The organism is Ensifer sp. MJa1 (genome assembly GCF_037026475.1).
Classification (GTDB): domain Bacteria; phylum Pseudomonadota; class Alphaproteobacteria; order Rhizobiales; family Rhizobiaceae; genus Ensifer.
Genome location: NZ_JAKUMO010000002.1, coordinates 142,697 through 165,412, shown reverse-complemented (window position 1 = coordinate 165,412; position 22,716 = coordinate 142,697). Strand labels below are relative to the sequence as shown.

21 protein-coding genes and 1 pseudogene are annotated in these 22,716 nt (G+C 62.3%); 7 read left to right on the top strand and 15 right to left on the bottom strand.

The genetic code is table 11. The features are described 5' to 3' along the window. Positions 1 to 100: 100 nt before the first annotated feature. Positions 101 to 547, top strand: coding sequence for a hypothetical protein (locus MKZ91_RS03575; protein WP_336168059.1), 447 nt, complete (start codon positions 101 to 103; stop codon positions 545 to 547). 462 nt (positions 548 to 1,009) lie between these two features. On the opposite strand, the gene MKZ91_RS03570 is transcribed toward MKZ91_RS03575, so the two are convergent. Then, entirely contained in the window at positions 1,010 to 2,095 is a 1,086-nt protein-coding gene (locus MKZ91_RS03570; protein ID WP_336168057.1) for a Fic family protein, read from the bottom strand. A 411-nt stretch (positions 2,096 to 2,506) separates the two neighbouring features. On the opposite strand from MKZ91_RS03570, the gene MKZ91_RS03565 reads away from it, so the two are divergent. Continuing rightward, a complete protein-coding gene (locus MKZ91_RS03565; RefSeq protein WP_336168055.1) occupies positions 2,507 to 3,517 on the top strand; it encodes an IS1595 family transposase in 1,011 nt (336 codons plus the stop codon). Positions 3,518 to 3,828: 311 nt separating this feature from the next. After that, a pseudogene (locus MKZ91_RS03560) lies at positions 3,829 to 5,002 on the top strand (Do family serine endopeptidase); the annotation flags it as partial. Between the two features lie 90 nt (positions 5,003 to 5,092). On the opposite strand, the gene MKZ91_RS03555 reads toward MKZ91_RS03560, so the two are convergent. After that, positions 5,093 to 5,989, bottom strand: a complete 897-nt coding sequence (locus tag MKZ91_RS03555) for a helix-turn-helix domain-containing protein (RefSeq protein ID WP_336168053.1) — start codon at positions 5,987 to 5,989, stop codon at positions 5,093 to 5,095. A gap of 273 nt (positions 5,990 to 6,262) precedes the next feature. On the opposite strand from MKZ91_RS03555, the gene MKZ91_RS03550 reads away from it, so the two are divergent. Beyond that, positions 6,263 to 7,324 carry an alpha/beta hydrolase family protein gene (locus tag MKZ91_RS03550; protein WP_442892198.1) on the top strand — a complete coding sequence of 354 codons (1,062 nt, stop codon included), beginning with the start codon at positions 6,263 to 6,265 and terminating at the stop codon, positions 7,322 to 7,324. Between the two features lie 186 nt (positions 7,325 to 7,510). Next, a complete protein-coding gene (locus MKZ91_RS03545) occupies positions 7,511 to 7,918 on the top strand; it encodes a cupin domain-containing protein (RefSeq protein ID WP_336168048.1) in 408 nt (135 codons plus the stop codon). A gap of 43 nt (positions 7,919 to 7,961) precedes the next feature. Here the strand turns inward: MKZ91_RS03545 and pcaD are convergent, their stop codons facing one another. The 3 genes from pcaD to benD form a co-directional block, all read right to left on the bottom strand. Beyond that, complete coding sequence (gene pcaD, locus MKZ91_RS03540) at positions 7,962 to 8,747, bottom strand: 3-oxoadipate enol-lactonase (RefSeq protein WP_336168047.1); 786 nt, start codon at positions 8,745 to 8,747, stop codon at positions 7,962 to 7,964. 165 nt (positions 8,748 to 8,912) lie between these two features. Then, positions 8,913 to 10,247, bottom strand: coding sequence for an MFS transporter (locus MKZ91_RS03535; RefSeq protein ID WP_336168045.1), 1,335 nt, complete (start codon positions 10,245 to 10,247; stop codon positions 8,913 to 8,915). A 37-nt stretch (positions 10,248 to 10,284) separates the two neighbouring features. Further along, positions 10,285 to 11,073, bottom strand: a complete 789-nt coding sequence (gene benD, locus MKZ91_RS03530; RefSeq protein WP_336168042.1) for a benzoate diol dehydrogenase BenD — start codon at positions 11,071 to 11,073, stop codon at positions 10,285 to 10,287. Between the two features lie 245 nt (positions 11,074 to 11,318). On the opposite strand from benD, the gene MKZ91_RS03525 reads away from it, so the two are divergent. After that, positions 11,319 to 12,497: an IS110 family transposase gene (locus tag MKZ91_RS03525; RefSeq protein ID WP_336168040.1), complete on the top strand. Its 1,179-nt coding sequence runs from the start codon at positions 11,319 to 11,321 to the stop codon at positions 12,495 to 12,497. 8 nt (positions 12,498 to 12,505) lie between these two features. Here MKZ91_RS03525 and benC read toward each other — a convergent pair whose 3' ends face one another. The 6 genes from benC to MKZ91_RS03495 all read right to left on the bottom strand — a co-directional run bounded on the left by benC (position 12,506) and on the right by MKZ91_RS03495 (position 18,004). Next, complete coding sequence (benC, locus tag MKZ91_RS03520) at positions 12,506 to 13,528, bottom strand: benzoate 1,2-dioxygenase electron transfer component BenC (RefSeq protein WP_336168038.1); 1,023 nt, start codon at positions 13,526 to 13,528, stop codon at positions 12,506 to 12,508. A gap of 39 nt (positions 13,529 to 13,567) precedes the next feature. Further along, on the bottom strand, positions 13,568 to 14,056 hold the full coding sequence (benB, locus tag MKZ91_RS03515; RefSeq protein WP_336168036.1) for a benzoate 1,2-dioxygenase small subunit: 489 nt from the start codon (positions 14,054 to 14,056) through the stop codon (positions 13,568 to 13,570). Then, on the bottom strand, positions 14,053 to 15,411 hold the full coding sequence (locus MKZ91_RS03510; protein ID WP_336168034.1) for a Rieske 2Fe-2S domain-containing protein: 1,359 nt from the start codon (positions 15,409 to 15,411) through the stop codon (positions 14,053 to 14,055). The genes benB and MKZ91_RS03510 overlap by 4 nt, the downstream gene beginning before the upstream one ends. A 98-nt stretch (positions 15,412 to 15,509) precedes the next feature. Beyond that, the gene (gene catA, locus MKZ91_RS03505; RefSeq protein WP_336168031.1) at positions 15,510 to 16,448 is read right to left on the bottom strand and encodes a catechol 1,2-dioxygenase; all 939 of its coding nucleotides are present in this window, start codon (positions 16,446 to 16,448) and stop codon (positions 15,510 to 15,512) included. Positions 16,449 to 16,521: 73 nt separating this feature from the next. Then, positions 16,522 to 16,812, bottom strand: a complete 291-nt coding sequence (catC, locus tag MKZ91_RS03500; protein ID WP_336168029.1) for a muconolactone Delta-isomerase — start codon at positions 16,810 to 16,812, stop codon at positions 16,522 to 16,524. 10 nt (positions 16,813 to 16,822) lie between these two features. Then, positions 16,823 to 18,004, bottom strand: a complete 1,182-nt coding sequence (locus tag MKZ91_RS03495) for a muconate/chloromuconate family cycloisomerase (RefSeq protein ID WP_336168026.1) — start codon at positions 18,002 to 18,004, stop codon at positions 16,823 to 16,825. Positions 18,005 to 18,154: 150 nt separating this feature from the next. On the opposite strand from MKZ91_RS03495, the gene MKZ91_RS03490 reads away from it, so the two are divergent. Further along, complete coding sequence (locus MKZ91_RS03490) at positions 18,155 to 19,096, top strand: LysR family transcriptional regulator (RefSeq protein ID WP_336168024.1); 942 nt, start codon at positions 18,155 to 18,157, stop codon at positions 19,094 to 19,096. A 5-nt stretch (positions 19,097 to 19,101) separates the two neighbouring features. On the opposite strand, the gene MKZ91_RS03485 is transcribed toward MKZ91_RS03490, so the two are convergent. From MKZ91_RS03485 to MKZ91_RS03470, 4 genes are all read right to left on the bottom strand, one after another. Next, positions 19,102 to 19,962 carry a sugar phosphate isomerase/epimerase gene (locus tag MKZ91_RS03485; protein ID WP_336168022.1) on the bottom strand — a complete coding sequence of 287 codons (861 nt, stop codon included), beginning with the start codon at positions 19,960 to 19,962 and terminating at the stop codon, positions 19,102 to 19,104. Then, the gene (locus MKZ91_RS03480) at positions 19,962 to 21,167 is read right to left on the bottom strand and encodes an NAD(P)/FAD-dependent oxidoreductase (RefSeq protein ID WP_336168020.1); all 1,206 of its coding nucleotides are present in this window, start codon (positions 21,165 to 21,167) and stop codon (positions 19,962 to 19,964) included. Before MKZ91_RS03480 ends, MKZ91_RS03485 begins: the two co-directional genes overlap by 1 nt. A 207-nt stretch (positions 21,168 to 21,374) precedes the next feature. Further along, a complete protein-coding gene (locus MKZ91_RS03475) occupies positions 21,375 to 22,319 on the bottom strand; it encodes a substrate-binding domain-containing protein (RefSeq protein WP_336168018.1) in 945 nt (314 codons plus the stop codon). Between the two features lie 81 nt (positions 22,320 to 22,400). Then, positions 22,401 to 22,712 carry a MocE family 2Fe-2S type ferredoxin gene (locus tag MKZ91_RS03470; protein WP_336168581.1) on the bottom strand — a complete coding sequence of 104 codons (312 nt, stop codon included), beginning with the start codon at positions 22,710 to 22,712 and terminating at the stop codon, positions 22,401 to 22,403. Positions 22,713 to 22,716 lie beyond the last annotated feature (4 nt).

Genomic DNA, 22,716 nt, shown 5'->3' with positions numbered 1-22,716 from the left:
AGGCTGGATATTGCCGGCGACCGCAGCGGCCGCGACGCGACAATAGAAGACGGCCCTCTCTGGAAGCCTTCGCGCTTTCTTGAATTCAGGAGATGCAGATATGCGCTCGCCCCTCAAGACCACCTCCATCGCAACCCTCGCCTTCGTCGCCCTGTCCGGCGGCGCCTTTGCGGCCGATCAGCACGATTTCGGCCGCGAAAGCGACAAGGGCGCCTATACCGGCGACTACTACCAGGGTGCTTTCAGCCCAGACGGCGTGACGGCGCCCGCCATGCCAACGGTCAGAGTGCCTGTGCACATGGCTTCGTCACGGCTCGACCGTGTGCTGCATGAACTGCGGGCCGACAACCGCCAGATCAATGCGGACCGTGCCGAGGGCAAGTTGACCGCGACAAACTACAGCAAGCTTGAACGGGAGGACGCCGCGGTGCGCGCCCAGGCGATCAAGACCGCCTCCGCCCATAACGGCATGCTGCCGTCCCAATCCTATGCCCGGTTGCAGTCCGAGGTCCGCCACCTCGATCGGGACATTGCGCGAATGGCCTGATCAGATACCCGCGGCTCATCAACGGTGAGCCGCGATGCGACGGTCGATCCGGACGGGTTGGCCGCCGCGCCCATCAATCAACCAAGCCCTGCACATACGCCGGTAACGGCACGTTACCGCGGCAGACGTCGTGCGGCCGTCAGTTCGTGAGAGGACACGATCATGTCAAATACGTCCAAGAAATATCCGGCAAAAACCACCAAAAGCGATTTATGTCTCTGAACTAAAGCGACATTTTTGCTCAAATTTGCCGGAAGTTGGGGCGCGGCTGGAAGAGGTCAGCGGTCAGCACTGCCCATACGGTTCGCCCTCGTGCGGGGTGAAAGCCGTCAGCTTATCCGTGTCGCTCTGGTACACATGGGCATCTCAGGTCAAGCCGAGCTTCGTTCGGTCTCGAGACGAATTCCCAAACGTTATGTTAGGTTTGTGCCGGCTTTCAGAAATTTCCCCAGTGTCGGCTATTCAGGGTAGCGCGTACCAAGTCGAACGACCGCCTCCATTACGCACAAGCATTCCTTTCGTTACCAGGGACGCAAACGTGGCTTTAAGCGTATTAGGACTCGCGCCAGCTTCGCGGACCATGTCACGCGATGTGACGCGACCATGGTCACGCGCATAATCAAGGATTTTGAGTGCCAATTCTGGAAGGACGGCTAGAGCAGTCTTCTCCCGTTCGACCTTTGCCGCAAGGCGGCGCTTTTGTTGTTGTAGGGCGCGAAAGAAGAAAAGGAGCCATGGTTGCCAATTAGGGGTTTCGGTTCGAATGGTCTTTTGAGTCTGGCGTAGTGCCAAGTAGTAGCCTTCTTTGCTGTTCTCAACCACGCTTTCCAAAGAAGAGTATGGCACATAAGCGTATCCGGCTTGGAGGAGCAGCAACGTGGTCAATATCCGGCTGAGGCGGCCGTTTCCGTCCTGGAAAGGATGGATTTCCAAGAATACGACGGTAAACACGGCAACAATTATTAGTGGATGTAGACGACCTAGCTCACGCGCGTCTTTCAGCCAAGTGACAAGCTCTTGCATCCGTCGTGGGGTGTCGAAAGGGGTGGTCGTCTCGAAGACGACCCCGATCATTTTTCCCTCCTTATCAAAGGCACCTACATCGTTTCGCAATGTCTTGTATTCGCCCCGATGACGCTCGTCCTTTGAGCTGTGCCGGAGAAGATCGCGATGAAGTTGTTTGATGTGATTTTCCGTTGGTGGAATATCTTCCCACGCTTGGAATATCGTTTCCATCGCCTCGGCGTAGCCAACGACTTCCTGTTCGTCGCGACCTGTGAAGCCTTTGATTTCCAGATTGGCAAGGAGATGTTCGACTTCCCTGTCGGTTAGCTTGCTTCCTTCGATGCGAGTCGAAGAGCCAATGCTTTCAATGGTCGCGATCATTCGCAACGCTTTCAAGCGCTCTGGCGCAAGCGTACCCAACGCGCGCCATGCCCCCTTGAATTCGTCAATTTCAGCGACGAGAGTTAGTACCTCAGGCGTAATCTGTATGGTGTCTGTATTGATCATACCAGATTGAATACCGGATTGAACCTGATTGATCAACCAGATTGCTTGCCAGATTATACCGGATTATCGAAGGCGACCAGATTAAACGCCAGATTATGCCCGAATAGATTGTCAGCCTTCCCGTTGAAGTTCAAGGGGCAAACGAGCCAGAGGAAGGTAGCCGCTTCCGCTAACCATCCGATTTTTCTTCGATCGACTCCCGCGGAAAGTCCAGGTAAGAGCCTGGGTCATGTTCAGGATGATACGCATACAGCTCTGATCTCCCCGCGGCCATTTTCGGCCGCCGATCCGCTGTGCCTGCCGTCGACTTGTGGAGCCTGAACATGACCCTCAACGCTACCGCTGCCATTGCCCATCGCCCGCACACTTCGGTGTTGGCCGTCAGTGCCTTGGGCGGGGGCTTGGAAATACGCCCCGCCTTCCTCGGGATCGTGGAGGGGCTGAGCGATGGCGAACCCCGAAGACACGCCCAAAGGCCAGCACTTCCTGCTATCGCCAGAGTGCCGAACGCTGACAGTGCTCGATCTCGCCAAGATGCGGGATGCGACAGCCTACGACTGGTTTAAGCGCCTGCGCTGGCCCGAGACGGAGGGCGTGCCTTACTGCCCCCAGTGCGGGACGGTGCGGTGCCACACGATGAGCCGCAACCGCTTCAAGTGCACCGAGAAGACCTGCAAGGCCGTGTTCAGCGTCACCTCAGGCACGGTGTTTCATGCACGTAAGCTGAGCTTCAAAAAGATGCTTATCGCCATCTGGTTCTCGGCGAACTCGGTGAAGGGCAAGGCGGCGCTCCAACTCTCGCGTGAAATCGGCGTTCAATACAAGACGGCTTGGGTGCTCCTCATGAAGCTGCGCGAGGCCATCGCGTGGCGCAGGGAGGAGATGGTGCTCGATGGCGAGGTCGAGATTGACGGCAAGTACGCTGGCGGCCACATCCGTCCTGAGAATAAGGCTGAGGATCGCATCGACCGCCGCCTCAAGAAATACCAGAACATGAAGCGTTTGTGCGCTCTTGCGATCCGCCAGCGCGGACTGGGAGGCCAGACGTTTACCCGGATCATCCGAGACGAAGACGGCAACGCAGCCTGGGCTGCCGTCCGTGATCACGTCTCGAGGGAAGCAACGGTCTTCGCGGACGAGCACGGCAGCTATAATGACCTGGCTGGCCTCAACGAGCTGCAACGCGTCAACCACTCAAAGGCCTATCAGACCGACGATGGCACGAATACCAACCAGGTCGAGAGTTTCTTCTCGCGGGTCCAACGGGCCTATGTCGGCATCCACCATCGGTTTTCGTTGAAATACTTCGACTGGTACGTGGCCGAGCTCGCGTGGCGCGAGGACTGCCGCCAGGTGAGCAATCGCAGTCATACGTTCCAGGTGCTGGGCAGGCACTGTCGCGCCCGACATCACGCTATCTGTGTGGGTACTGGCAGGGCAACAAGCCGCCAGACCTGATCTGGGAAGGCTAGGCCGCGACCTCCCACAGAACTTTACGACCGTCGAACTGGCCAGACTGCCGAACGCGTCCCGCAGTCGTCAGTTGGGTAAGGACCGCCGACAGGCGGTGTGCGATGTCTGAGAGGTTTGCTGGCTCGCTCGCGATGCCGATCTTGGCTGCAAACTTCGCTGCGCAGTCGGTCACCGAAATCGGTTCCCCTCACTCAGGGCCGCCCGCTTCTGCTTCAACTCGTACGCTACACTCATTCGAGGCTCCGTTTTCACCGGAAACCAGGGTAGTCGGGACGACATTTCAGGTCTGGTGGTTTTTGCTACCTAACCGGAAATATCGTGCCGTCGCCCTTCTCGGCGCGGCCGTCATTGTTGCACCCCTGTCCGCAGTGAGCTTCTCGGCACACACTGTGACGACAGCCTCCGCACCGGCGCTGTCGACATCGCCTTGGCTCCGCCGGGTCCTTCGCGCCGATCGTCTCGGCCGACAAGCCCGCTGTCGTGACCATCACGACAGTGATCAAGGCGGAGAATGCGGGCAACGACGACGCGTCGCCCCTTGGCGGCAACGCGCCGTTCGACGAGCAGTTTCGCCAGTTCTTCCGCGACCAGGACATTCCACTGCCGGATCAGGCACCGCAGCAGAAGCAATCCCAGCGCGCCGAGGCCCTCGGTTCCGGCTTCATCGACAGCGCAGACGGTTATATCGTCACCACCAATCACGTCATCGACAAGGCGTCGCGCATCACCGTGACGCTCGACGACGGCACGCAAATGCCGACCAAGGTCGTCGGCACCGATCCGAAGAACGACCTGGCGGTCCTCAAGATCAAGCCGCCGAAGCCGCTTGCGACGGTTGCCTGGGGCGACTCCGACGCCTTGCGGGTCGGCGACCAGGTGCTGGCCATCGGCAACCCGTTCGGCATCGGCACCACCGTGACCTCCGGCATCGTCTCGGCGCGCGGCCGCGACCTGCACAGCGGCCCCTACGACGATTTCATCCAGATCGATGCGTTGATCAACCACGGCAATTCCGGCGGACCGCTGGTCGATGCCAGGGGTGAGGTCGTCGGCATCAACACCGCGATCTATTCGCCCAACGGCGGCAGTGTCGGCGTCGGCTTCGCCATTCCCTCGGACCAGGCGCAGAAGGTCGTCGCCAAGCTGATGAAGGACGGTTCGATCGAGCACGCCTTCATTGGCGTACAAATTCAGCCGGTGACATCCGATATCGCCGACGCAATCGGCCTTGGCCAACCGGAAGGCGCGCTCGTCGCCGGGGTCAACGGCGGAACGCCCGCCGCAAAGGCGGGCCTGAAGGCCGGCGACGTCATCACCGCCCTTGGCGGCAGCCCGGTCAAGTCGCCGCGCGACCTGTCGCGTATGGTTGCCGACCTTTCGCCCGGCACGTCACAGAGCCTGAGTATCTGGCGAACCGGCAAAACCAAGGATGTCTCGATCACCATCGGTCGCAATACCGGCGACCAGCAATAACCGCCTGTCTGGTCAAGCCACACCCGCTATCCTCCGCCTGCCCGGTCGCATGACGACCGGGCAGGACTTTGAGTCGATCGGTCGCGGTCAGGCCGCTAGCGTTTCCATCCGGTTTTGCTCACGCCAAGCGACGGGGCTTAAGCCGGTCACCCGCCGGAACTCGCGATGGAAGTTAGATTTCGTCTGAAAGCCGGATTCAAGCATGGCCGAGGTGACGGTCATGTCGGTCTCGCGAAGCAGCCGGCAGGCCTCCGCGATGCGAAAATCATTGATGTACTGGGAGACGTTCTTGCCCGCGATCCGGTTGACCGCGCCAGATATCTGGCGGGCGGGCAGGCGTGCGCGCCGCGCCAATCGCGACAGCGTCAGGTTTTCGTCGTGCGCAAGTTTCTGGCCGACCAATAGATCATCGATACGATCAAGGATCTCACGATCCTGCGACGCCGAAGAGGGAGCTTGATCGACGATGGCCGCTGCGGCCGGCAGCGCTCGCGCCCGATCTGCGATCAGGGCGGTCAGGCCGATGAAGAGCAATCCCAACAAGTTGGCGTTGCTGACCATGATGCCGATGTTTTCGCCCTTCGCCCATTCGAAGTCGAGCACGATCGCCAGGTCGAACAGGGCTGACAGACACAATGAGACGGCGGCGATGATCAAGGCGCGGTGTGCCGCCTGAGCGCCTTCGAACCGCGCCTCATCAAGGGCATCGACGCCGGGGCGCGCCAGATTCATGAGGATCAGCGCATATCCGACATATTGGGAGATCAGGAGCGCGTCGATCGGTCCCTGGCGCAGCATCACAAGAGCCGCGATGAAGAGGGGCGGAACTGCGTGTAGCCACCTGGCACTGGCGAATTCTCGCTCATCACCGCCAATCAATCTGTGGAAGCTCGCCAGTACCAGGGGTGGCACGCAACTCGCCAGGATCGGCAGGACAAAACGAAATTGCTCGATTTCGTAGCCCCAACGCAGACCGACGACCATGGACTGAAGAGCGCAGAGCGCTACCAGGGCAAGGAACGGCCGGTTACGCTCCGCCGGCTCGCTGCCGCGCAGCAGGAGCGCGAGCAGGACGAGGAGCATGGCGGCGACGACGAACGGAAGCGGAAGGAAGATCAAGGCAGGTCCTTTGGCAGGCAAATCACCGTGTAATTATCGCCCAGATCGCGATCTGGGACGACCTCAATCATGATCGAGGACGCAGGCAATCACGGGGAAGGTGACGATCGGCCGCCCTTTCAACAAAGCGAGATGCTCATGCCCCTCCTTCAATTTGTGCCCGTCGCCCTTTTCATCGCAAGCCTTGCTACCTCTGCACAGGCGAGCGACGTCGGCGTGCGTGAAATCAGTATCCCGGCGCCCAAGCGCGGAATCGATCTAAAGGTCACCGTCTGGTATCCGGCCAAGGTCGGAGGTGAACCTGTCCTCGTCGGCGACAACCGGATCTTCAAAGGCACGCCGACCTTAAAGAACGCACCTGTGCAAGAAGGGCGATATCCGCTGGTGGTCGTGTCGCACGGTTCGGGCGGACGCATCGACTCGGTGGGCTGGCTCGCGGCCGACCTCGCCGCAGCAGGCTTCATTGTTGCCGGCCCTAATCACCCCGGCTCCACCAGCGGAGATTCGACGCCTGCCGAGACGCCGAAGCTATGGCAGCGCACCGAAGATCTTTCGGCAGTCATCGACATGTTGACCACCGATGCCCAATGGAAGGGTGCCATCAAAGCTGACCGGATCGGGGTGCTTGGCTTTTCGCTGGGTGGAGCCGCCGCCATGGAGATTTCGGGTGCTGAAGCCAGCCTTGAGGCCTATGCGCGCTATTGCGACAGGTACAAACGATGGGATTGCGCCTGGTATGCCGGCGGCAAGGGCTATGTCGACGACGCCGAAGTCGCGGTCGACAAGGTCGATCTGCGCTCGATCGACAGGGCACGCTTCGAGCAGACGAACCGCGACCCGCGTATCACATCGGCCGTGCTGGTCGAACCGGGCCTTGCCCAGGCCTATACGCAGGACAGCTTGAAGAAGATCGCGATCCCGATGCAGTTCATCAATCTCGGCAGCAAGGAAACGATCCCACTGGCCGTCGCGTCCGAGCCGCTGGCGGCAGTGGTGCCTCAGGGCTCCTACGCCGCGGTTGCGGGTTCGGACCATTTCAGCTTTCTGCCGGAGTGCAAGGAGGGTGCCACCGAGCTGCTCAAGACCTTAGGCGAAGTCGATCCGATCTGCGCGGCAACAGAGCGGCCGCGTGCCGACATCCATGCCGATATCAGCAAGTTGGCCCGCGATGCCCTCGGGAGAACGCTGGCGGATCGATAGGGTTTGGACTGACCGCAGGGTGGCGGCACCTGCCATCCTGCAACGATATCGCACACGCGGCAGCCGCTTAAACAGGCCGCGCCTACACAGGCTTACAAAAACCGCCTTCACCCAACACATCCCCCATACACACTTCCGTTGAAATGACGGTGCTTCCAACGGTGGAAGCGCAAAACGGAGGATCTCATGAAAACGACCCGCTTTATCGCCGCCGCCCTACTGCTGGCCAGCGGCAGCATGACGACGCTTCATGCGGCCGAGCCTCAGAAGATGCAGGGCATCCAACGCACGGACCTCGTGAAAGACGATATCAGCGTCAAAGGACACGAAGCCGTGCAAGTCCGCGTCGACATCGCCCCTGGCGTGCTCGCGATCAAACATTCCCATCCGGGCGAAGAAATCGCCTACGTGCTTGAAGGTTCGCTCGAATACGAACTGGAAGGCAGGGCGCCGGTGACACTGCATGCCGGCCAGTCCCTGTTCATTCCGGCTGGCGTAGCGCATTCGGCCAAGAACGTCGGCGAAAAGACGGCGTCGGAGCTGGCCACCTACATCGTCAAGAAGGGTGAGCCGCTGCTCGTGCCGGTCAAATGAGCGCTGCGCGGGGTCACGCAGGAGGTTCTCTCAGCTACCAGCGCTAGGGTCGCAGGAAATCGAGAAGCGCCGTGTTGAATACCGGCGCCGACTCGATGTTGACGATGTGCCGGCCGGGCAGCGACAGATGTCGTCCTCGCTGCACGCGTGCGGCGATCGCTTCGAGGTCGGATGGTGGGCACACCGGGTCCCCGTCGCCGGATATCGCGAGTAGGGGATTGGCGATCTTCCCGATTTCTTCTCGCAGGTCCGCACCCGCCAGTGCCATACAGCCGCCGATATAGCCATCGATCGTGGTGGCGCCGAAACTCTTGAACACGCGGTCAACCGCTTCACGATTTCTGGCCGAGAATTCCGCGCTGAACCAACGTTCCGCCGTGGCCGAGCCCAACGTTGCAAGACCGTCCGACTTGACGCTGTCGATGCGCGCGGCCCAACTCTCGGGCGTACCGATGCGCGCCGCCGTTGCGCAGAGCACGATCCTGTCGAGGCGCTTGCCGGCGTGCACGCCGAGCCATTGCCCGGTGAGGCCGCCGATCGACAGGCCACAAAAATGCGTCCGCTCGATCCTAAGTGCGTCCAGAAGAGCCAGCACGTCATGGCCGAGATCGGCGAGCGCATAGGGCGGTGGCGGCGCCGAGGAACGCCCATGACCGCGGCGATCATAACGCAGCACGCGGAAATGCGGCGACAGGTCCGCGATCTGTGCGTCCCACATCGTAAGGTCGGTGCCGAGCGAATTGCAGGAGAGCAGCCAGGGCGCATTCCCCTCCTGTTCGCCATCGATGCGGTAGTGAAGCCGATGCGTCGGAAGATCGAGATAAGCCATGAAACAGAAACTCCAATGGTGAAAGCCGCCAGCGGCGGCGGCTTCGATCTGGCTGGCGCGACAGCGCCCCTGGTTTCACATGCGCTGCGATAGGTGGATACCGACAGAGCGCGCTCAAGAGGTGGCGGCCAAGCGCCATCGCGATCCGGCCGCCATCGCCATTCCCTAAGCCGTCGCCAACTGTGTAACCTCGACGCGGCGGGCATTGCTGATCGCGAAGATGAGCATGGCGAGCGCCGAGATCGCCGCCGGTATGGCGAAAATCGCGAAGTTCTGCTGCAGCGGGAATTCCTGCGCCAGAAGCACGCCGCCAAGCGTCGGCCCGACGATGGCGCCGATGCGCCCGACACCCGAGGCCCACCCCAATCCGGTGGAGCGGACCGAGAGATTGTAGAGCTGTGCAACGCTTGCGTAGAGCAGGATCTGCGTGCCGATGGTGGTGGCACCGGCGATGAACACCATCAGGAACAGAAGGGCGGGCGGCAGGCTGAAGCCGATCAGTGCGATCGAGAACGCAGCTGCGACGAAGAAGCCGACCACTACCTTCGGCAGGCCGAAGCGGTCGCCGAGCCAGCCACCGGCAATGGCGCCGACCATGCCGCCGAAGTTGAGCGAGAACAGGCTGAGCAGGCTTGCTTTCTCGGCATAACCGGCCTCCTGCAGCACCTTTGGCAGCCAGGACGACAGGAGATAGACGAGCAGCAGGCAGCAGAAGAAGGCAACCCAGAGCATGACAGTGCGAAGGGTGCGCTGGTGCCGGAAAAGCTCCAGGACCGACGCCGATGCGCCCTTGGTTTCGGAAAACACCAGCCGGTCCGACGCAACGAGACGCGCGTCGGGATCGATCTTGGCATAGATCCGCTTGGCCTCGTCCTGCTTGCCCTGACGGATGAGGAAGCCGAGCGATTCCGGCAGCTTCCAGAGAATGACAGGCAAGAGAAGCAGCGGCACGGCGGCGATGAAGAACATCGGCTTCCAGCCGTAGGACGGGATGAGACCGATGCCGAGGCCGGCCGCCACCATGCCGCCGACCGAATAGCCGGAGAACATCAGCGCCACCAGCGTGCCGCGCAGCCGCTTCGGCGCATATTCGTTCATCAGCGCCACGGCGTTCGGCATCAGGCCGCCGCAGCCGAGACCGGCGAAGAACCGGAAGATCTTGAACTGGTCCGGCGAATTGGCAAGGCCGGTCAGAAGTGTGGAGACCGTAAAGAGCACGAAGCTGATGGCGATGCCCTTCTTGCGGCCGATCCGGTCGGCGAGCGGGCCGAAGATCAGCGCCCCGAACATCATGCCGAACAGTGCCCAGGCCTGCAAAGCACCAGCCTGTGGTTTGCTCAACCCCCATTCGGAAATCAGCGTCGGCAATACCGTGCCGGCGACGAAGACGTCATAGCCGTCAACGATCAGAAGCAGCGCCGAAAGCGCCACCACCATCCACTGGAAGCCGCCGAGCGGGCTCCCGTCAATTGCTTCATTCACATCGATCGTGCGCATCATCTCCTCCCCAGGCTATTGCGCGTTTCAAAAAAAGCCGTCAGCCGAGATCGCCGCCGGCGACCGGCAGCACACTGCCGGTGATGTAGGAGGCCTCGTCCGAGGCCAGGAAAAGAATGGGAGCCGCCTGCTCCTCGATGCTGCCGTAGCGCTTCATGAAGCTCGACTGCTTCACCTGGGCGACGACCTCGCCCATCCACGCCCTTTCAGCTTCGCTGTCGCCTGCGGCATTGCGTGGAATCCGGCGCGGCGGCGCCTCGGTTCCGCCGGGTGCCGTGGCAACGACGCGGATGTTGCGCTCGGCAAGCTCCATCGCCAGCGACTGGGTGATGGCGTTGACGCCACCCTTGGCGGCCGAATAGGGCACGCGGTGAATGCCGCGCGTCGCATTCGACGACACGTTGACAATGGTGCCGCCGCCGCGCGCAAACAGATGCGGCAGTACGGCATGGCAGCAATAGAGCGTCGGCATCAGCGAGCGGCGAATTTCCGCATCGATCTGCGCCGGCTCGAACTCGGCAAAGGGCCGCATGCGGATCGCGCCGCCGACATTGTTGATCAGGATGTCGATGCCGCCGAATTTTTCCGCGGCAAAACGCATCGCCGCAGCTGCACCCTCGTGGGTTTCCAGATCGGCATTGAAGGCCGCCGTCTCAGCACCCGTGGCCCCGGCCGCCACCTCGGCGACAAACTCAGCGCGGTCGACGAACACGACCTTGCCGCCTTCCGCCGCTGCCCGAAGCGCGACCGCGCGGCCGATCCCTTGCGCCGCACCGGTGACGACAAGCACCTTGCCGGCAAAACGTCCTTCAAAGCGGGCCGCGCTCATGCGGCCCTACCTTTCAGATGCCGTGTGAACAGCGCCCTGCGGTTTGCTACTGCTGTGGCAGGATCTCCGCCGGGCGGCGCTGCCGGGATGGTTTTCATGCTGGCTGCCATGGATGGCTCAGGAGGCAGATCCCCCGGTAGCGCCACACCGCCTCGACCGCTGATTAGGCTCTGCGATTGATCGCTGTGTAGGGCGATGACGGCGTGGGCGGAACGCCTAATCGTGGTCAACACGCGGAGGGGAGAATGCGCATCAGTGTCGGCATCGATATTGCCAAGGACATCCACTGGGTCACTGCCATCGATAGCGACGGTACCATCCATATAGACCGCAAGGTCGAGAATACCCCGACGGCGATCGCCGACCTGATTGACGAGCTGAGGGCGCTCGGCGGCACGGTCAGTATCGGCCTCGACGTCATTGGCGGCATCGCTGGGCTCATCGAGGCCATGTTGGCCGAGGCCGGTTTCGGCCTGGTTCATGTCCCCGGTCTGGCCGTCAATCGGGCACGTCAGGGCACCGTCGGCGGCGAGAACAAGTCCGATCCGCGCGATGCCCAGACCATCGCCGATCAGGTCCGCATGCGCACCGATCTGCGTGCGATCGAACCGACCTCTGAGCTTGATCTCGAGATCAGGCTGCTGGTTGGCCGGCGGCGCGATTTGGTCGATGCCCAAACCCAGCGTCTGGGGCGCATGCACGACCTGCTCGCCGCCATTTTTCCCGGCCTCGAGCGCAGCCTCGACCTCACCACCAAGGGGCCATTGCACCTTTTGACGCGCTATGTCACGCCAGCCGAACTGCGCGCCGCCGGCGCCAAACGGATCCTCCGCCATCTCAAGACCGGCGGCGGTATCCCGCACCCTGAGACCCTTGCCGAACGCGCGCTCGCCGCCGCGGCCGAACAAGTCATCAGCGTGCCCGCCGAGCGCACGAGTGCGCGCCTCATCCGAGAACTGGCCGTCGAAGCGCTCGCAACCAGGGCCCGTCTCTTGGAGATCGACCGCGAGCTGGAGGCGCTTCTTCAACGCCACCCTGACGCGGCCCTCATCCGCAGCCTGCCTGGCATGGGGGTCGTGCTCACCGCCGAGTTCATCACCGAGGCAGGCAATCTCTCCCGCTTCCGCTCGGCCGACGCGCTCGCCGCCGCGGCCGGCATCGCCCCCGTGCTGCGCCAATCCGGCAAAACCCGCTTCCTGCGACGTCCTGCCGGCGGCAATAAGGGCCTCAAGCGGGTCTTCTACCAGTCCGCCTTCTGTTCGCTCGCCCAGCCAGACAGCCGCGCCTTCTACGCCCGTAAACGCCGCGAGGGCAAACGCCATCATCAGGCAGTCATCGCTCTGGCCAGACGTCGCATCAACGTTCTGTGGGCAATGCTGCAAACTCGCTCCACCTTCCAGGCCAGCTTCAAAATTGCCGCTTGACGAACGCATTAGGCTGCCTCCTTCGCCACGACATTCGGCGTGAACTTCTCGTAGTGGAAACTGTTGGTCTTCACGCCGGTGTCGTCGAGGTACTTGCGCACCGCATCGACCATCGGCGGCGGGCCGCAGAGATAGACATCGACGTCGCCACCGTTCAGCAGTTCCTCCGGCATATGCTGGGTGACCCAGCCCTTGCGCGGATGGCTGGACGCCGCATCCGCGACGACGGTTGAGAAGGTGAAATTGGGAAGCCGCTTCGCATAGGCCTCGATATGGTCGACCAGCACCAGATCGAGATCGCGTGTGACGCCGTAGATCAGGTGAACGGATTGGTCACGGTTCGCCTGGGCGAGTTGTTCGAGCATCGAAAAGAACGGCGCGAGCCCGGTGCCGCCGGCCAGAAACAGCAGCGGACGCTGGACTTCGCGCAGGTAGAAACTGCCAAGAGGTCCTGTCAGTTCGAGTTTCGTGCCGACTTCGGCGCGCTCCAGCCATGTGCTCATGAGCCCACCCGGGATCTTCTTGATCAGGAAGCCGAGACGCGTTTCGCCTGGCGCTGAACTGAAGGAATAGGACCGGCTCTGGCCGCTGCCGGGCACGTCGATGTTGACGTATTGACCGGGCAGGAACGCAGGGGCTGCGTCCGCGTCCAGTTCCAGCACAATCGCCGCATCATTGTGCGGGATGACGCGCGCCACTTCTGCCGCGAACTTCTGCTGCCCGGTCTTGCAGGCGGCCGAGGTCGTCGGCACCGCGATGACGCAGTCGCTCGACGGCTTCATCTGGCAGGTCAGCACCAGGCCGCTTTCAACCTCGTCCGATGTCAGCGCATCGTCGATGAAATCATCGCCGAGGTCGTAAGTGCCGCTTTCGGCGCGGCACTTGCAAGTACCGCACACTCCGTCGGAACAGTCCATCGGCAGGTTGATCTTGTTGCGGAAGGCGGCGTCGAGCACCTTCTCGTCGTCCCGGCATTCGACGAAGCGGGTGACACCGTCCTCGAAGTTCAAAGCGATCCTGTAGCTGGCCATGGTTGCTCCTCCCATTCCTGTCCTGTCAGGCAGCGGTCATCAGATGTGGTAGACGTCGATGACCTGGCGGATGTAGTCGTTCTTCAGCACGATCTTCTTTTGCGAGATCAGCAGTTGCTCGCCGCTTCTGCGCAGCGTGACGAACATGGTGCCGAAGAAATGGTCGGTGACCTTGTAGCGGTGGTTGAGCGTGTGGAAGTTGTAGCGGACATCCACTTCCTCGCCGCGATCGGCCACAAGCTCGACATTGGTGACGTTGTGGCTGGTGCGCGGCTCCGGCGTCGAGGCGCCCGAGCGCTCGGTCTTGATGCGGAAGACGCGATCTTCGAGGCCATCGCGGCTCGGATAAAAGATCAGCGAGATCTCGGACTGCGGATCCTCGGTCAACTGATCGTCGTCGTCCCAGGCCGGCATCCAATAGGTGACATCGGGCGCGTAGCAGGTCAGCCATTCGTCCCATTCGCGGTCGTCGAGCAGGCGCGCTTCGCGATAGAGAAAGGCGCAGGCGGCTTGATAGGAGATGCTCATGCGACCGCTCCTTGTCTTTCGGACACAAGCGCTGCGCGCATGACCTTCGCCCAGTATTCGTGCTGGCGGACGAACAGGCCCTCGTCCTCGCTGCGCTCTCCCGAAAGCAGCGGCTCGAGCCCCATGCGCCTGGCGTTATCATCAGGGCCATCGATCCAGAGCGGCGCACCGCGCGACAGGTCGTTCCAGAGGGCGGTGATGCCGGCATAGCCCTGCTGGCAGGCGCGGAATTCCTCGAGATCGTCGGCCGTGCCCATGCCGGAGACGTTGAAAAAGTCTTCGTACTGGCGGATGCGCAGCGTGCGATCGGCAGCACTTTCGCCCTTGGGGGCAAAGCAGAAGATGCTGATCTCGGTCTTGTCGACGCTGATCGGGCGGGTGACGCGGATCTGCGTGCTGAACTGGTCCATCAGGAACACGTTCGGATAGAGGCAGAGATTGCGGGTCTGGTTGACGATGAAATCCGCCTTCACCTCTCCGACGCGCGCCTTGATCTCCTCGCGGGCGTGGAACACCGGCCGGACCTCGGGGTTCATGGTGTTGGTCCACAGCAGGATATGGCCGTTGTCGAAGCCGTAGACACCGGCGATCGAGCGGCTCCAGCTGGAGGCATCGACCGCCTTGGTGCCCTCCTCGTGGCGACGGCCCATGGTGGCGGCATAGTTCCAGTGAACGGAGCTGACGTGGTAGCCGTCGCAGCCGTTTTCCATCTGCAGCTTCCAGTTCCCGTCGTAGATGTAGGAGGAGTTGCCGCGCAGCACTTCGAGGCCATCAGGCGCCTGGTCGACGATCTGGTCGATGATCACCTTCGTTTCGCCGAGATAGTCTTCGAGCGAGGTGACATCCGGGTTGAGGCTGCCGAAGAGGAAGCCACGATAGCTCTCGAAACGGGCGACCCGCTTCAGGTCGTGCGAGCCGTCTTTTGCAAATTGTGGCGGATACTGCGTGGTCTTCTCATCCTTCACCTTGAGCAGCTTGCCGGTATTGGAGAAGGTCCAGCCGTGGAAGGGACAGGTGAAGCTGCCCTTGTTGCCGTGCTTGCGCCGGCAGAGCATGGCGCCGCGATGGGCGCAGGCGTTGATGACCGCATGCAGTTCGCCGGACTTGTCGCGGGTGACGACGACCGGCTGCCGGCCGATGTAGGTGGTGTAGTAGTCGTTGTTGTCGGGGATCTGGCTCTCATGGGCGAGATAGACCCAGTTGCTCTCAAAGATGTGCTTCATCTCCAGCTCGAAGAGGTCTTCGTTGGTGAAGATGTCGCGGCGGCAACGGAAGATGCCCGCCTCATGATCGTCTTCGACCGCTGTCGCGAGCAGCTGATCAAGGGCTTCGGCTTTGTCGATAATTGCAGACATGGTTCTTCTCCCGCAAACGGCGCGCCGCATTCGGCCTGGCGATTGCAACAATGTCGGTGGTCAGGGTGCGGCGGCTTTGTGGGCCGCCGCGGAAACGATCAGGCGGCGGCGCGCTTGCGCTGCTCGTTGATCTGGTTGTCGAGACCATTCACCAAAGCGGTGAGATGGATGTCGAATTCGATCTCGGCAAAGGGACCGGAAAGACCGTTCGCCTTGATGCTTGCCTCGTCGGTGCGCTCGGTGACATCGGGCACCAGCCCTTCACGGGTCGCATAGGCGAAGTCGTCGTTAACAAGCGGGTCGCCGGCAATGTTGATCTGGGTCGTCAGCTTGCGGTGGCCATCGGCGCTGATGAAGAAATGGATATGCGCCGGGCGCTGGCCGTGGCGGCCGAGCGCCGAAAGCAGCTGCTCGGTCGGGCTGCCCGGAGGCACGCCGTAGCCATGCGGCACGATGCTTTGAAACTTGTAACAGCCCTTGGCGTCGGTGACGATCGTGCGGCGCATGTTGAACGGTGCCTGTGCGCCTGTCGGGTCGAAATGCGAGTAGAAACCGCGGGTATCACAGTGCCAGACCTCGACCGTCGCGCCTTTGAGCGGCTGGCCGTCGGCATCGTAGACCTTGCCGTGCATGATCAGCGTCTGGCCGTTGGTGTCGCGGCCGTCGTCAAGACGGGCAAAGCCTTCCGACGCGGGGGCTCCGGCGACATAGAGCGGTCCCTCGATCGTGCGCGGCGTCGGGTTCTTGATGCCGAGTTCTTCATCGATCGCGTCGAGGCGTTCATCGAGGAAGTGGTCGAGACCGAGGCCGGGCGAGATCAGGCCGGCTTGGCCGGCAGCGCCGATCTCGTTCAGCCAGGCAATGCCGGTCCAGTATTCGTCCGGGGTAATGTCGAGATCGTCGATCGCCTTGAACAGGTCCGACATCAGCCGGTGCACGATCTGCTTGACGCGCGGATTGCCGCCGTCCTTGTCGAGACCGCTCAGGACCTTCAGGAAGTCTTGCGTCTCCGGCTTGTCGAAAATCTTCACACTCATATCAATTCCTCCACTTGGATAGCTTGAAAGCAAAGCCGCCTGCCAACCTCCCGGCGGCGGCACGACCTAAGTCTCAGGTATCGTCCTCACGGATTGCCGACGGATGCCGCAGCAGCGGCGTCACTTCGATCTGCATGAATTTGAACAACGGCAGGCCCGAGAGGATCTCGTGCAGCTCGGCGTTGTCCTTGACGTCGAAGACGCTGTAGTTGGCGTACTGGCCGGCGATCCGCCAGATATGCCGCCACTTACCGTTTTGCTGCAGCGCCTGCGAATAGGCCTTCTCTCGCTCGAGAATTTCGGCCACCTCTCCGGCGGGTAGGTCATGGGGGATACGAACATCCATCCTTACGTGAAACAGCATGACCCGATCCTCACTTTGCAACGCTGATCGTCTTGCGCAGCCCGTCGCGCGCAAAGAATTTCAGCCGCTCTTCGTCGAGTTCGATCCCGAGGCCGGGACCATCCGGCACGGTCAGCTCGAAGTCGCTGTAGTCGAGCGGCGTCGCCAGGATTTCCTCCGTCAGGAGCAGCGGCCCGAAAAGCTCGGTGCCCCATTGCAGGTTGGCGAAGGTTGAAAACACGTGGGCGGACGCCACCGTGCCGATGCCACCCTCCAGCATTGTGCCGCCGTAGAGTTCAATGCCGGCGGCGTCGGCGATCGCCGCCACGCGCTGCGCATTGAAGAGCCCGCCGCTCTGCTCGATCTTGACGGCGAAGACGTCGGCGCCCTTGGTCTTGGCAATCTCGAAGGCTGATTCAGGCCCGGTCAACGACTCGTCCGCCATCAGCGCCACCGGGAAGCGACGGACCAGGCGACCGAGTGCAGCGGTCGACGCGACCGGCTGCTCGACCAGTTCGCAACCGGCGTCCGCAAGCGCCGCCATGCCATAGGCCGCCTCGAATTCGCTCCAGGCCATGTTGACGTCGACGCGCACCGCGCCGCGGTCGCCGAGTGCCTTTTTGATCGCCGCTACATGGGCGATATCGTCCTTCAGCGGCTTCGCGCCGATCTTCAGCTTGAAGATCCGGTGGCGGCGAAGATCGAGCATTTTCTCCGCCTCGGCGATGTCCTTGGTCGTATCGCCCGACGCCAGCGTCCAGGCGACCGGCAGCCGCTTGCGTAGCGCTCCGCCCAGGAGTTCGCCGACCGACAGGCCCAGGCGCTTGCCGTGGGCGTCGAGCAGCGCCGTTTCGACAGCACTCTTGGCGAAGCGGTTCTCCTTCACCGCCTTGCCGATACGCGCCATCAGCGCCTTCACGCGGGTCGCGTCCTCGCCGATCATCACAGGCGCGAAATAGGTATCGATCGCAAGCTTCATGCTTTCCGGGCTCTCGCCGCCATAGGCGAGCCCGCCGATCGTCGTGCCTTCGCCGATCCCAACCGTTCCGTCGCTGCAATGAACCTTCACCAGCATCAAGGTCTGGCCGGTCATGGTCGCGACCGACAGCTTGTGCGGCCGGATGGTCGGCAGGTCGACCAGCATCGTCTCGACCCGTTCGATGACGGGAAAGAGGGCTGCTGTCGGGGCGATGGGTGCAAGGGTCGTGTTCATGGCGTAACTGTGCGCCGCTGCCCCTGCGGCGTCCAACACCAAATAGGTTCGCCACGATACCTTTATGGTATAGTATAAAAGAGAATATGCGGATTCATGCGGTTACCGCACTGCAACATACCGCAATGATAGGCAAAAGAGGGTGGGAACATGGATCTGCGGCAGCTTCGCTACTTCGTCGCCGTCGCGCGCGAGCGTAACTTCACCCGCGCCGCCGAGCAGCTGCATATCGCCCAGCCGCCGCTCAGCCGGCAGATCCAGTTGCTGGAAGAAGAATTGGGCGTGCCGCTGATCATCCGGCAGAGCCGTCCCGTGCGGCTGACGGAGGCAGGCCGGCTGTTTTACGAACAGTCGCTGCAGGTTCTCGGGCGGGTCGAGCAGATGGTCGAGGCGACGCGCCGCGTCGGCCTCAACCAGAACCGGGTGCTGTCGATCGGGTTTGTCGCCTCGACGCTCTATGGCGGATTGCCGACGCTGGTGCGCAAACTCAGGCAGAATGCACCGGAACTCGATATCCGCCTGCTCGAAATGGTGTCGGTTCAGCAGATCGCAGCTTTGAAGGAAGGCCGTATCGATGTCGGCTTCGGCCGGCTCCACCACAACGATCCCAATGTCGTCGGCATCCTCATGCGCGAGGAGCGCCTTGCGATCGCGATACCCCAGGGCACGCCGCTGGCTGACGAGATGTCTCCACTGCCCTTGAGCGCGCTCAATGGCCAGAAACTGATCGTGTACCCCAAGGAACCGCGCCCGAGTTATGCGGACCATGTGTTGAGCCTGCTTCACGCTGAGGACGTGCGCCCGACCGAAGTGCTTGAAGTGCGCGAGATCCAGAGCGCCCTTGGTCTCGTCGCCTCGGAGGCCGGCCTCTGCGTCGTGCCCTCCTCGGCCCGCCAAGTCCGCTCGGACGTGCACTACCGGATGGTCGAAGGCGAACGCGCGACGTCGCCGGTTATCCTCAACCATCGGGCCGGCGACAGTTCGGGCCATATCGAGCTGATCAAGGATCTGATCGTCGAGATGTATGCGGAAAACCCGCCCTGGCTAGGCCTCGAACACAACCTCCCCTTCCGGCCATCCTTCATCAAGTGACAAGGTCAGGGATGCGCGCGCTCCGGTTCGCAGACGTCCGCACTCTCGGCCCAAAGGTCCCGCACCATCTGTCGAAGCAGGAGCGCTTCCGCCCAGCGGTCCGTCGTGTCGTTGCCGTCCCGGTCGGTGATGGCATAGGGCCTGGGACCGAGTTCGCAGGTCATGACCAAGTCGGCGTCTTCAGCGGCACGTGATCGCCAGTTGCGCAAGCCGTAGGCCCACCAGCCACGGAAGAGCTCGACCCAGGGACGATGCTGCGGAAAGGACATCTCGATCTGGATCTGCTGGCACGAGCCGATGCGCCCGTGGAAAGCTTCAGCGTTCTCAAGGATGCGCCGGATCTGGGCATGACTTTCGCCCTCCACCGGATAGGCGAATTCGCGGCCGACCAGATAATGCGAGAGATCGGCGAGCAGCGGCAGATCCGGTCGCCGGTCGAGCAGATCGAGCGTGAACAGGAGGTCGCTGGTGATCCGGTGGCGGTGGGTTTCGATGTAGACGGGGACACCAGCCTCCTCGGCGAGCCGCATCCAGCCGTCGAGAAGCGGCAGGCAATCCTCGACCCGGCGCGGGCGGATATCCGCCTGAAGGTCGATATGGCTGACCGGGAATTCTGAAGCCAGTTCCAGTGTCAGGCACAGGTCTTCGACCGTTCGAGGGAAACAGACACCCTCGATCTTCAAGCCGGTTCCGCGGATCGCGTCGTTGAGGCGGACGACGTCGGCGCGGTTGGTGTAGTGCGCACTGATACCGTCGAACCCAGCCTCGACGATGTCAGCGATGTTGTCTTCAAGGCTGCGCTCAAAGCCGTCCGGGTGCCGACGCTCCATCGCCCAGAGCGATTGAAAGACATGTAGTGTCTGCATCAGGCGGCCCGCGCGCTCTTCAGCAACGCCTTGAGGTTCACACCGGGATCGGCGAGCGCCGCCGGATCCGGGCTGATACCTGCGGCAATCAGTATTTCTGCAAGTTTGATGTCCTTGGCGACGCTGTTTCCAAGACCGAGGCCCGCCGCCGCAACAAGACGTCCGCCATCCAGGTAGAATTCCAGCTCGCCGCCGTCGAGCGGGCGGATCACGCTCTGATGCACCGGCTGCGGCAGGCCCGCCACCTGCAGGCCGAGATCGTATTGATCGGTCCAGAACCAGGGGATGGCACCAAAGAGCTCCTTGCCGCCGACCATGTTGCGGGCCGCGACCTCGGCCTGATTGCGGGCATTGCGCCAGCTCTCGAACCGCATGTGGCCGCCGCCCGGCTGCGCCACAGCGGCGCAATCGCCCGCGGCGAAGATGTTCGGGTCGCTGGTGCGAAGGAAGCTGTCCGTCAGGATGCCGTTTCCGACGGTTAGGCCTGCCGCTTCTGCGAGTGTGATATCCGGAAGCACGCCGATGGCGGAAACGACGATATCGGCCGGCACCGCGCTGCGATCAGCGAGCAGAACGGCATCATCGGTGATTTCACCGATCCCCTGCCCGAGATAAAAGACGACGCCTTCCGCTTCGTGCCGAGCATGGAGCTTTCCGGCAAACCGTGGCGGAACGGCACGACCCAGCGGCTTTAGCGCCATCTCGATCACGCTGACGGTGACGCCCTTGGCGCGCAGCACAGCCGCGAGTTCCATGCCGATAAGGCCGCCACCGACGATGCCGACGTTTTGCCCCGGTTCGACACGCGAGAAGATGGATTCCGCATCACCGAAAGTGCGGAAATCAAGCGCCCGCTCTGACCCCGGACATTTCAGCCGTCTCGGACGGGCGCCGGTCGCCAACAGCAACGTGTCATAGGCGAGCGTTCGACCATCGCTCAAGGCCACGCATCGGGCGTTCGGATCGATCTTCAGCGCCGACACGTCCTGCACGTACTCGATACCGGCAGCCTGAAGCGCCTCGGCGCCGCAGATTTGTTTCATCTGCACCGCGCCATCAAGCGGTTTCGACAGCGGCGGGCGTTCGTAGGGCAGGTGCGGCTCGGATCCTGCGAGCGTGACGCTGCCGATAAAGCCCGCTTCGCGCAGTGCAAAAGCTGCCCTTGTGCCGGCTTCGCCGGCGCCGATGATGACGATGCGGTCCATGGACTGGCTCCCTAGATCAATAGGCTGGAACGGGACGCGGGTGGAACTCATCCCGTTAAAAAAGGTGGCCGGCGCAGGCAGGAGGAATGCGCCGGCCTGCAGCGCCGCGCGTCTTGTCAGACGCGCAAAGGTCGCTGCAGAACTTTGTAGTCCTGCATGTTTTGTCCTTTGGTCGGCTGTGACCAAAGGAAACATGCAGGAGGAGGATCAGTTGCGCGCCGCGTAATCGGCCATGTTCTTGGGCGTGACGAGTTCGAAAGGAACCCAGACGTTCTTGTCGACCGTTTCACCGCGCACGAGCGAGACTGCGGTGTCCACGGCGCTGGCCGACTGCCCCTTGGCGTTCTGGAACACGGTCGCGTCGAGGTCGCCGGCCGCCATGGCGGCAAGGCCATCCTGCGTCGCGTCGATGCCGACGACGATCACGTCGTCCATCGAGATACCGGCCGCTTTGAGCGCCTGGATGGCCCCGATGGCCATCTCGTCGTTATTGGCGAAGACCACATCGATCGGCCGGCCGGCCGTGACCCAGTTGGTCGTCAGGTCCATGGCATTGGTGCGGGTCCAGGCGGCCGACTGTTCGTCGGCGATGGTGGCACCCTTGCAGTCGCCGGCGGCCAGCGTCTCCTTGAACGACGAGGTGCGGTCGCGCGAGGCCTGGTGCGCAAGATCGCCCATCAGGATATAGACCTGCGCATCGCTGGCCTTGCCCTTATCCTTGAGCAGCGAACAGGCGGCCTCCGCGCCCAGCCGTCCGGAGTCCGTTTCCTTCGAGCCGACATAGGCCTGTTTTGCCGGCAGCGTGCCAGGGTTTTCCGGCTCAAGATTGAGGTAGACCAGCGGAATGCCCGCCTTCTCCGCCGCCTCGCTGATGCCGGGGGCGGCAGAGGTATCGGTCAGCGTCATGATGATCGCGTCGACGCCGGCGGCGATGAAGTTGTTCACCTGGTTCAGCTGCTTGGAGATATCGGTCTGGGCGTCCTCGATCTGGACGGAAGTACCGTTGACCTCCGAAGCGCGGGTGTTGATGCCCTCGCGCAGCAGGGTCTGGAAGTTGTTGTCGAAGCTCTGCATCGAGACGCCGATCGTCTCTGCAGAGGCAGCACTTCCCATCAAGGCGGCAAGCGCTGCCGCCAGGTACATGGATTTCATGATTTCCTCCCGATGGGTGCCGGATCACCCGAGCGCAATCCGGAGGCCCCGCGGGCCTGGTCAATGATTGCGTGGGTGGCCCTAGCTAAGGGCCACGCGAACCTCGCCGTCGACAATCTCGGCGGGGTAGGTCTTGAGGTTCTCACAGGCCGGAAGCCGGATGGCTTCGCCGGTGCGGTAGTCGAAGGCGCCGGAATGCTTGGGACATTCCACCTCGTAGTCCATGACCAGCCCATCGGCGAGATGGATCGCCTCATGGGTGCAGAGACCGGCGGTGCAATAGACGCTGTCGTCAGGGCCGCGGTAGATCGCGTAGGTGCGGCCGGCATGGTCGAAGCGGATCGCCCCTTCCTGTTCGATGTCGTCCAGTTTGCAGGCTGGAACCCAGGTGATCACG